This window comes from Paenibacillus haidiansis (assembly GCF_036553665.1).
GTDB lineage: Bacteria > Bacillota > Bacilli > Paenibacillales > Paenibacillaceae > Fontibacillus > Fontibacillus haidiansis.
Map to the genome: position 1 here is coordinate 1 of NZ_JAZHPZ010000031.1, position 10,349 is coordinate 10,349.

The following is a 10,349-nucleotide window of genomic DNA, read 5'->3' on the forward strand; positions in this document are numbered from 1 at the left end:
AATAGGAGAGCTTTGAACAACGGATGTATGCCAGACTTGTACTGGTGTAAGAACATAACCGTGACGGGAAGAAGTGAAAAATTCCATGGAAAATTAGCGGGCATGAATGGTATGACTTCCCAGTGATAATGCCAAAGTCCCATGGCAATCCCAAGCTGGTCCAGCCACGACGACACGATAATCATCATAAACCCGGATAGGAGAAACTGTCCCGTAGCTCTCTTATCCCGAAATCCGATCCAAAATAGCCAGGGGCATATCGATAAACCTACTCCCAACCACCATTGTCGCGTAAATAGTACGTGAGTGCGCCAAATGTCAGTCATGTTGCGGCGTGCTTAGACAATCAATTGATAGGCTTGTTCGATTACATGATGAATCTGATTTTCGTCCACCGATGCCACCCCTTTCCGTTATCTGGATCCCCATCATGTGCTCTTCTGTTGACAAGACGATGCACCAGCGATTCCATTTCCATACCCTGCACAGAACCCGGCAACGATCATTTTTTATCCGTCAAGGCCATATTTGGGGACAATGACGGATAGGTGCCTGCTTTATAACCGCGAGTTTCCATACAGTATATTCGACGTTACAAATACGCCAACCGGCGGCAGCGAAGTTGAAGACGGTTGGGGCGGGACATAGCCGCTATACTCCGGCAAGCTTATATCTGTTGTCGCTACCCAGGTTCCATACTCACCTGCCTGTAAAGAGGGGGGGAGCATCTGGAGGCGTCCGGTGAGAACCAGATGCCGAAGTTGAATCTGGACATCGTCGTAGATGGATAAATGGCCGGAGTAGGCGGCGTAGGGGGAATGAAACATGATCTGCTGCGCGCTTTCATTCCAGCTTCCTTCAATCGGAATCGGCGTTCCGCGAAATCGGATGGTGCCTTGAATTTGTTGATCCGGCAAAACACGCATCACGAGTTTGCCCCACACAACCGGTCTTCCGGCGACAGATGCATGAACCCCCCATATGGAAAAGGGAGGTACACTCTTTGTACTTGTTTGAGCCGCAACGGACATGATTCATCACTCCTCAAAAGTTGGATCACGTCATTATATGCGTCCTCGGCAAAAATGCCAGTCACGGGGCATGGATTCTTTACAGATAACCGAACAGGATCAAGTAAAAGAAGATGGACAGTATCGTCATCGGGATGCTCCAAACCGGCTTTGTATGATGAAAGCGAAGCATCAGAAACATGTGTACATCAAAGAAAAGCGACCACCAGCAATTCCAGCCGTGGGAGTAGGTAATATAACCGAGGCGATATCCAACCCATTCTACACCGATATAGATCAGCACCCATTTTGCAATGTGAACCGCAGCCTTCCATTCGACTTCTGGAAAACGAGTCAGGTAGAGAAAAGCAGTCAAAGGATAAATGCAAAAGGTGTGCAGCATCACAACGCCGGTATAATTGATCAGTTGATCCGGTTCCAGACGCCACACATAAAATTTTTCGTGCGAAAAAAATTCGTAAAGATTTGGAAGCTACCTTACGATTCCAGAGGCGTCGAACGTCAATTCCTTTCACACATCCTGCAAGGGGGAATTCCTGTGGATTGCTGCGCACCTTCCGATCATGCCGGAATCGTATGTTGACCGAATCAAAACTCAGGTACAGGCTGACAGCTGCGCATGCGAAATCCACAATCCGCAGGGGACTGGCGTTTGGGGAATGTGAGCGCTTTTGTACGCGGCTTCAAACGTTCCATGTCATGAAGACGCGATCATTGGCGAGCGACACAGGGCACGCGAGCTGCGTCTTCATCGCCGGTCCGCATGCGAATCGAGCATCCCGGTATGCTCCAGCTTCAGCGAAACATGGATTGTCACGTCCATATCCGGCCATCGTTGGTTCCACTGTTCACGGGTAAATGGCCGTTCCTTCCACCCTACCGTGTACATGCCCAGGCCGAACGGGTCGAGGGATAAAGCCTGCGTTCGATCGATAATTTTCTCCAGCTTCTCCTGGATGCTCCGTTCAAGCGAACGCTCGAACTCCTGCAATTCCCGGGGGCTCTCCGTCTTTTGTCCGGCGGGGACTTCTTCCACTCGTCCTTTAAGCATCACGTCAATATGAACTTTCCGGAACGAATCGGTGAAACGAATGTTCCTCTCGGTTTTAATACTGCCGAGCACGACATCCGCCTCCGTTAGCGGCACCGTCTTTTGAATCCCCTTATTTTCACGCAGCATTTGGAAAAAGACGTCATCGGACAGCGGAATCGTCCCGACCATCTTATCCCCGCGGAACAGCGCCGTCCCGGAATATCGAAGTTCATGGTTCGCGACGGCGTAATAAGGAAGAACCGGATCGGCATAAGGGCTGTACAACTTGGCCATATATTCATGCAGGTTACGTGTCGTCAGTTGCCCTTGCTTTTCGTAGTGCGCAAACATTCTGTACAAATACATGTCGATTTCCTCCTGCCGGCCCTGCAGCTGCCTGTTCAGATATCCGATCATATCGCCGCTTACAACGGAGAGAAACACGCGGCTGGAAATTTCGGGATCACGCACTAACGTATCGAGCAGAGACGATAGCCCCCGGTTTGCCATGGCTTCGGAGAAAAAAATCATTCGAATCTGCCCCCCTTTCGTTTCCCGGTAATACTTCAAGTTGCGCAAGTATCTCCCTTCAATTAACGTATCGGTGGACGTGGTAATCACGCTCTTTTTCTCTTTCTTCAATGGAGGAATGATGGTAGACAGCTTTATGGATCCGTCATTCCCTTCCTCCAGATAAAGCAATACAACCGGCGATATTTCCTCAATGGTATTGGATTTATCGACAAACGAGCAACCGCCGAGAACGAGCAACATCCACAAAAGAAGAAACCATTTATTTCGAGCCGCCGGCATGTCGGACCCTCCATTTCCTGCGAATCGTGATCCATCCCAAGAGGAAGAAGCCAAAAGGCAAAACAGTATACGTGCTGGCATCCAGCCATGAAAGCCAGGTGATCCACTGTTTGGCTTTCCATTCATCCGGCCATATCCAGCGACCGGCCATCCATGTCAGCAGAAGCATCATTAAAAGCGCCAGCCCGAGCGGCGCTCTTCCTGCTGTAAGCCGACTGCGCGCAGCACATTGGATTGCTCCCGCCGCATACAATAGAAGGATGGCGACGACGTAAACGACGGAAATGGCGTGGGCTGGAATCAGAATCATTTCCAGCCGTTCGGCGAAAGGAAGCTGAATATACCGGATCAGATCGACGATCGGCAAGTCTTGCCGTTGCAAATAATCGGATCCGTAAAACGTCAGGCAAATGACAAAAAAGAATATGTATTCGAATGCGGTAAATGCATTGGCGGCAATGAGAGCCGTTTTCAATTTCTTCGCGTCTACCGCCTCTTTCGGCAATGCCAGCATATATTCGGGACCGGAGAACGCCGCCCATACCGTAAGAAAGGCTTGCCAGATGCCTTGGGGCATGTGCTCCGGAAGAAGAGGGAGCAGATGGCGGTATTCGGCAGCCGGCGAAAACGCGAACGGCACGTACAGGAAGGTAACCCATATCGTGCCGACAAACGCAACGATCGCAAAACGAATGGTCTTCTCCATGCCCAATCGAGCCAGGTATACGCAAGCACACAATAGCAGGATGCCAAACAACGTAGCATGTAAGGCGGGAAACAAAATATGGTGCACAATATCGACATAACCCATCATCAGCACGATACCTTTCATCAAAACAGCGAACAGCCCCGCAAGCAAAAACAGGAAAGACACCGCCGTTCCCAACGTGCGGACGATGCCGAGATAACCGCCGGGCGTTTCTTTCCATGCAAAACAGCGGGCAATCATCAAAATGTTGAGGTGCGAGCATCCCGCCGCCAGCAGGATGAGGCCGATCGTAACCGGCTCCGCAAGCATACTGGGCAAATATAAAAGATAATATAACGTTTGCATCCGGTTCGCCCAGAAGGCGAGGGACAAGAAACCGAAGGGCGCTGAAATCGAAAACAAACCGGCCGAACCTACACGAGAAGCCATCACGGTTTCCTCCCGGTAACGCGCATCCGCTGCAGCGGCTTCAAATAAGCCGGCCTTGTGCGCATCCCGGACAGCGGAGCACGAAACACCGTATCTTTCCAGTCGCTTGCGAAAAACGGGCTCAGCGGGGACAAATACGGTTGCCCGAGCGAAGTCAATCCGTGCAGGTGGATGCACAGCCAGAGCAATCCGAACCCAATGCCCCACATGCCCAGCCATGCCGCCAGAATGAGCAGGGCAAATTGGAGCAGTTTGCTCGCGTTCGTCATCAAATAATTGGGTACGAGAAACGAGGCGATGGCGGAGATGGAGATCACAATGACCATCACATTGCTAGCGATCCCTGCATCCACGGCCGCTTGACCGATGACAATACCGCCCACGACGCCGAGCGTTTGGCCGGATTTGGTCGGCATGCGCAAACTGGCTTCCTTTAATATCTCCAGCGTCAGCAGCATGAGCAGCGCTTCCCAGAACGGAGGATACGGAATTTCACTGCGGGATTGCATCAGGACAAACAGCATCTCCAGCGGAACCATCTGATAATGGTGAACCGTCACCGCCACGTAAACCGGGGTCAAAAACAGAGCAATTACGAACGCGACAAAACGAAGCCCCCGCAGGAAGCTGCCCACCATCCATCGGTGAATATAGTCCTCCGGGGACTGAAACAGATCAAAGAACGTAATGGGCGCTACAAGCGCAAACGGCGTGTTGTCCACCAGCCAGACCACTTTGCCGCTGGCCAGCGCCGCGGCCAGCACGTCCGGACGGTCCGTCTGTTGAAATTGCGGAAAAACGCTGTTGACGTGGTCCTCCATCAAAGCGGAGATATGGGAGGAATCGAGAAGAACATCGAAATCAATTTGATTCGTTTTCATCTCTGCGATCCGCACCAGCTCCGGATTGACAATACCCTCCATGTACAGCAGCACAACAGAGGTTTTGCTTAACGATCCGGCGGTCCATTTCTTTGACTTTAGGCTTGCTACGGGCAGCCGGCGACGGATTAAGGTCAAGTTTTTGTCAAGGCGCTCGTTCAGGCTGTCTTTGGGACCGTACACAATCGATTCCTGCTCGGAAGAATCGATAGTGCGGCCGAGTTGATCCTGCTTTTTGACCGCGCAAACGTTCCCGATCTCATCAAAAACAAGAATTCCTCCCTGGAGGATGAGTTCTTCGGCTTGCTGCAACGTCGTTACGTCCACCCGATCTTCGGAAATCACCTTTTGTCCTGCTTGTTCGTCCGGGGCATGCAAAAGGGGAAGCACGATGTCGCTTTCGACCTGTTTTTGATCCACAAAGGAACGGATGTAAAACAGCTTGACTTTCCGCACTCCCGCATCCAACTCATGCACCTGTGCATCGTGAATATCGTGAAACAATTGCTGCACGTGCTGCGGAGACAAGTTGCCTGCGGGAGGTTGAGTGTCGGCTTCATTTGGCGTATAGCTTTTGTCTTGCTTTTTAAACCAGCCGATCCAATGCATCGGCTCCCCTCCTTTCGCATATTTAGTCCATGTATTTATTTTTCCCGATATGACAAAAAACATGCCTCGCAGTTCCAGGTTGTTGGCAGTCCTGAGATTATGAGTCGGTTCGTGAAAAACCACGGGCTTCCTACGAGGCCACTGAAAAAAGTCCCCTCGCCTTCTTTCTGCGATGCAAAAAGTCCGTTTTTAGCCTGTGAGACGGCTTTAAACGGACTTTTCCTTATTTTCCTGCAACATCAAACTTAAAAATCGATGCATCACAGAAAAAACGTATCTTTTTCAGCGGCCTCCTTCCTGCCGATGACTTGATTCGTGAACATTTCACACACCGATTCTCCCAGTTGTTGCAGAAGTCCTCATATACTTGCTCTACGCCACAGTCGGATAGCATGTGCCTGGCCAAAAAGTCATACCAGAACTGGTCGAAAGACAAGGGCATCCGGGTTCCATATTGGGAACGAAGGGTTACATAGCGGTCCCAGATTTTGATTCGGAATGCTGCCAATTCATCACATCGCTCCATGTCGGTTCGCCTTTAAGCGGCGCTGGTGTCGCTGGATATTTCTGACGTTTTCGCTTTTTCTTCGGAGAGCTTTTGAAATTGTTTCGCCCTTTCCAGATGAAAGGTACGTAATTGTTCGTGATACTGAGCCATTTTCATGTGCCAATCGTACATTTGCCTGACATAAGCGGCCTGGTCATGCGTATACATGGGCATTGCCTGTTTGATAAACTGCATTTGAAAACATTCCTCCTTGGGTTAGGTAAAGTTGAACTTACAGCATTAGTCTATGGCAGGCGCATAGAAGCGACAACGGCATCCGCCCGGTTTCCGGTCATTTTATCGGGTTGGTTGTCTATATACAGGCGGAAACACCGCCTTTTGGGGACCTGACTCCTATGATGCATAAAGGATATGAAAATCGGAATAATATCAGTTGCATATTCTGAAAATGGCGAATGAAAAGGAGAAAGTATGGAAAAAAGCGAACTTAAATCACAATTTAAACAGCGAATCAAAACGACAAGTAACAAATCTCCAATAATCTTGGATGGAAAGGCAAGTGAAAATGTTCCAACCGAGCCGAGTTTAATGGAGCGAACCAAAGAAGTGATGGAGAATATAGGAACCGAAATAAATAGCGTCTGACAGTATATGGCTTTTATAGCTTGGTCAACGTAACCTTTGAGATTATCGATGGGGACATTCCGTACAGATTGGAACAAGTAAATGTTTCTCATAATCAAAACCGGCCGGTTAGGGATCGCCCTGACCGACCGTTACAGTGTATTTTAGCCAACGAAATTCGGATTGGGCCCCGTATTATCCTTTGGGTTTTACGAACAATGCAGCGAGAAACGAAAAAATAATCGCTGCGGATATTCCGGCACTGGTCACTTCGAAAATTCCGGTGATGATCCCAATCCAGCCATTGCTCTTTAGTTCTTGAAGCGCACCATGGACAAGAGCGTTACCAAAGCTTGTAATCGGGACCGATGCTCCTGCCCCGGCAAATTCAATCAGCGGATCATACCATCCAATTCCGTCGACAATCGCGCCCAATACAACAAGCAGGGTCATGGTGTGGGCCGGTGTAAGTTTCAAGACATCAAAACAAAATTGTCCGAAAACACAGATTGCACCTCCCACCAAAAAAGCCCAAAGAAAAATCATAATATCTCCCTTCCTGCCTCTATGGATACGGCATGAGCGATACAAGGAATGCTTTCCCCTTGTTGAAATGAAATCGGGGATAGCAGCGCCCCCGTAGCGACAACGAGGATTCGTTTCAGCTCACCTCTTCGCATCCGATTTAGCAAATGTCCATAGGTAACAACTGCCGAACAACCGCAGCCGCTTGCTCCGGCTTGAACCATTTGGGTTTCATAATCGTAAATCATCATCCCGCAATCGGAATATTCGGTTTGTTCGATGGGAAAGTTATGTTTCTTAAACAATTTACAGGCGATTTCATATCCGACTTTCGCAAGATCGCCGGTAACGATCAAATCGTAATAACCCGGTTCAATTCCCAAATCTCGAACATGCGCCTCAATGGTGTCTACCGCTGCAGGAGCCATCGCTGCGCCCATATTAAACGGATCTTTAATGCCCATATCGATAACCCGGCCAATGGTGGCAGATGTAACAACCGGTCCGTCACCTTCCATGGATACGATGGCAGCACCGGCCCCGGTTACCGTATATTGGGCGGTTGGCGGTTTTTGCGAACCGTACTCGGTCGGATATCGGAACTGTTTCTCCGCACTGGAATCATGGCTGCATGTCCCCGCCAACACAAATTTCGCCGAACCGGAATTTACAAGGTTAGCTGCTAATGCCAGACTTTCCATCGAGGTTGAACAAGCGCCAAACACACCGATGTAAGGGATCGATAATGTTCGCGCGGCAAAACTGCTGCTAATGATTTGATTCATCAAATCCCCGCCTATGTAAAACTGTACTTGTTCCTTTGTCAACCCCGCATTTTCAATAGCCAGTTTTGCCGCTTCTTCAATCAATACCTTTTCTGCTTTCTCCCAGCTCTTTTGTCCCATCATGGATTCTCCATGGACAATGTCAAAATCTTTGGCCAGCGGGCCTCTTCCTTCAAATGGACCCACTACCGTTGCTGTTGATCGGATGAACGGCTTGTTCTCAAATAGCCAACTCTGGTGTCCCTTTAACATATTAAGAGCCTCCCCCGCCTTTGATCAGCAAATGTACAATTCCTACCGCAAAGGCGGCGACTGTACCAAATACAATAACCGGTCCAGCCAGTTTAAACATTTTACCGCCAACACCGAGTACCATACCTTCACTCTGATGTTCAATCGCAGCGGATGCCATCGAATTCGCAAATCCCGTCACAGGCACTGCGGAACCCGCACCAGCCCATTGGGCAAACTTATCGTACACCCCCATGCTGGTCAGAATGACAGAAAGGAGTATCATAACCGCCACGGTAGGGTCTCCAGCTTTTTTCTCATCAAAGCCGCCCCAATGCACAAACATTTCCTGGATGGCTTGTCCAACCAAACAAATGGCCCCGCCGGCTATAAACGCACGAATGAAGTTTTTGAGTATGGGCCTCGGAGGTTCGACGCTTTGCGCCAATTCTTTATATTCCTGTTGTACCCGCGTTAAATTTTTCTTTATATTATTTGCCATGAACATCCTCCTCGAATTTCAGCTGACGTATAATTGGCGAATTGTTAACGAATCAGCAATGGTTTAACTTCATCAATAATCTTTTCTAACGCTTTTGAACATTGCTCGTACATCTGCTTTGTATTTTGTTCTTTGGTAGATAAGCCAAACATTTCGAGATCCGCTTCACACTTTTTCAATGTTGCAAGCAACGCGGCTTTTTTCTGGGGTTTCGGTACTTTGATCTGATCATCAAATAAATCAACGTATAGCTGGCCATAGGAATCCACCTGTCCAAGAAATACGTTATCAATCGAAACACCTAATTTCTCCAGTTCCGTATCCAGCCATTTCCTGTTTAGACCTATCGTGGCAAGCGGTTCGTCCATTATTTTTCCATCCATAATGACCGATTGAGGTTCTTGTTCTGGCCCGACATTTATTCCCAGGTGTTTAGGCGTTAACGGTTGATTTTCCTTGGTTAAAAGAACGCTAACGTCACCGCTTGACTCCATGATGGCGAATTCAACATCGGCAGCTTTGAACACATTCTTTATTCGAAGCTGTTCCATAAGTTCATCCGTGGTAATCCTTTCTTTTTTTAGGTTATCCTCCATGATCTTGCCGTCCTTAATGAGCACTGTTGCTTTGCCGTCGAATAGGTCTCTTGCCGTTTTGCTTTTCAGCTGTAAAAATTCAATCCCTAAAGAAACAACGGTCCAAACCGTCATCGAAACCAAGCCCAGATACCAAGTGGACTCCAGATCCAACGAAACGTAAGCTGCAAGGCTGCCGATCGTGATTCCGGTGATATACTCAAACAATGAAAGCTGTGATACCTGTCGTTTACCCAATATCTTCGTTAGGACAAAAAGAACCCCCATAGACAATAACGTTCGCAAAGCGATTTCTACCCAATCCGGCATAATATCACCATTCCTTTCCAATCACATTAATCGACAAAAGTTAATATGTCCTAATTCCATTATTTTCATGCATTTCCATTTGAATTTTTTTCTAACGTATACTTTTGTTGCGAGACGGAAATATTAATTTCGGTATTGGGAGAATGTAAGCATCTATTCCTATTACCCCTGAAACATTATCCTATCCTAAGGTAAAGGAGGTGACATTCCGTGACAGTTGCTTCTCAAGTGAAAACGTGCGTAGCATCTTTAAAAAGTGCTCAGGCGAGTCTGGAACAATTTGCTTTGGAAACACAAAATCAAGAAGCAAAATCGCTCTTTACGAATGCGGCCCAACAAGCACAACAAATCGTGCAGCAAGTAGAAAGCCGCGTACAACAGTTGGAAAATGAAGAGCCTCAATATAAGGGGTTTTAAGAAAAACAGACAAACCATGAATATTGAGGACATGGCTTGTCTGTTTTCATCGGTGAACAGATTAGAAAAGAGATCAAACCCTACAAGTTGAGTAGGGTTTGATCTCTTTTCGCCACTATTCTATTGTTTAGACAGCTAACCTTGGATAAACCTAAACACTGCCGCCCCCATCGCCACTGCTAAAGCTGACAGTATCCAAGTTCCCCCTAGGCCCAACGCACGCCCATGGCTACGGCCGCCAAATGATGAAGGTTGGAATTGAATGCCGATCTTTTTTCCCCATTCGCTTCCCTTGGGCGCTGTCCTATTGGAGTTGCCGAAATCATTGTAAGATTGTTGTATTCGAT

The 10,349-nt window shown here is 48.3% G+C and carries 14 protein-coding genes; 2 read left to right on the forward strand and 12 right to left on the reverse strand.

What is annotated here, in order from left to right; all coding sequences use genetic code 11:
• The 7 genes from V3851_RS26500 to V3851_RS26530 form a co-directional block, all read right to left on the reverse strand.
• A partial coding sequence (locus tag V3851_RS26500; RefSeq protein WP_331849408.1) for a CBO0543 family protein occupies positions 1-326 on the reverse strand: 326 nt, incomplete at its 3' end.
• 231 nt (positions 327-557) lie between these two features.
• The gene (locus V3851_RS26505) at positions 558-944 is read right to left on the reverse strand and encodes a hypothetical protein (RefSeq protein WP_260987281.1); all 387 of its coding nucleotides are present in this window, start codon (positions 942-944) and stop codon (positions 558-560) included.
• A 166-nt stretch (positions 945-1,110) separates the two neighbouring features.
• On the reverse strand, positions 1,111-1,461 hold the full coding sequence (locus tag V3851_RS26510; protein ID WP_054943620.1) for a hypothetical protein: 351 nt from the start codon (positions 1,459-1,461) through the stop codon (positions 1,111-1,113).
• Between the two features lie 318 nt (positions 1,462-1,779).
• A complete protein-coding gene (locus V3851_RS26515) occupies positions 1,780-2,877 on the reverse strand; it encodes a Ger(x)C family spore germination protein (RefSeq protein ID WP_331849409.1) in 1,098 nt (365 codons plus the stop codon).
• Positions 2,858-4,015, reverse strand: a complete 1,158-nt coding sequence (locus V3851_RS26520; protein ID WP_331849410.1) for a GerAB/ArcD/ProY family transporter — start codon at positions 4,013-4,015, stop codon at positions 2,858-2,860. Before V3851_RS26520 ends, V3851_RS26515 begins: the two co-directional genes overlap by 20 nt.
• Positions 4,015-5,505: a spore germination protein gene (locus tag V3851_RS26525; RefSeq protein ID WP_331849411.1), complete on the reverse strand. Its 1,491-nt coding sequence runs from the start codon at positions 5,503-5,505 to the stop codon at positions 4,015-4,017. Before V3851_RS26525 ends, V3851_RS26520 begins: the two co-directional genes overlap by 1 nt.
• 538 nt (positions 5,506-6,043) lie before the next feature.
• On the reverse strand, positions 6,044-6,247 hold the full coding sequence (locus V3851_RS26530; RefSeq protein ID WP_023559066.1) for a hypothetical protein: 204 nt from the start codon (positions 6,245-6,247) through the stop codon (positions 6,044-6,046).
• A gap of 237 nt (positions 6,248-6,484) precedes the next feature.
• Here V3851_RS26530 and V3851_RS26535 point away from each other — a divergent pair, with 237 nt between their 5' ends.
• On the forward strand, positions 6,485-6,658 hold the full coding sequence (locus V3851_RS26535) for a hypothetical protein (RefSeq protein ID WP_153784608.1): 174 nt from the start codon (positions 6,485-6,487) through the stop codon (positions 6,656-6,658).
• A 174-nt stretch (positions 6,659-6,832) separates the two neighbouring features.
• Here the strand turns inward: V3851_RS26535 and spoVAE are convergent, their stop codons facing one another.
• The 4 genes from spoVAE to V3851_RS26555 are packed head-to-tail and all read right to left on the reverse strand — an operon-like array spanning position 6,833 to position 9,585.
• On the reverse strand, positions 6,833-7,183 hold the full coding sequence (gene spoVAE / locus V3851_RS26540) for a stage V sporulation protein AE (RefSeq protein ID WP_005832063.1): 351 nt from the start codon (positions 7,181-7,183) through the stop codon (positions 6,833-6,835).
• Positions 7,180-8,199 (reverse strand): stage V sporulation protein AD, encoded by a 1,020-nt coding sequence (gene spoVAD, locus V3851_RS26545; RefSeq protein ID WP_127510464.1) that lies wholly within the window; start codon positions 8,197-8,199, stop codon positions 7,180-7,182. The genes spoVAE and spoVAD overlap by 4 nt, the downstream gene beginning before the upstream one ends.
• Before the next feature lies 1 nt (position 8,200).
• Positions 8,201-8,680: a stage V sporulation protein AC gene (gene spoVAC / locus V3851_RS26550; RefSeq protein WP_005832062.1), complete on the reverse strand. Its 480-nt coding sequence runs from the start codon at positions 8,678-8,680 to the stop codon at positions 8,201-8,203.
• A 44-nt stretch (positions 8,681-8,724) separates the two neighbouring features.
• Positions 8,725-9,585: a DUF421 domain-containing protein gene (locus V3851_RS26555; RefSeq protein WP_331849412.1), complete on the reverse strand. Its 861-nt coding sequence runs from the start codon at positions 9,583-9,585 to the stop codon at positions 8,725-8,727.
• 210 nt (positions 9,586-9,795) lie between these two features.
• Between V3851_RS26555 and V3851_RS26560 the strand changes: the two genes are divergently transcribed.
• Positions 9,796-10,002 (forward strand): DUF1657 domain-containing protein, encoded by a 207-nt coding sequence (locus V3851_RS26560; protein ID WP_277748943.1) that lies wholly within the window; start codon positions 9,796-9,798, stop codon positions 10,000-10,002.
• Between the two features lie 135 nt (positions 10,003-10,137).
• On the opposite strand, the gene V3851_RS26565 is transcribed toward V3851_RS26560, so the two are convergent.
• The coding region (locus V3851_RS26565) for a hypothetical protein (protein WP_331849413.1) at positions 10,138-10,349 on the reverse strand (212 nt) is incomplete at its 5' end.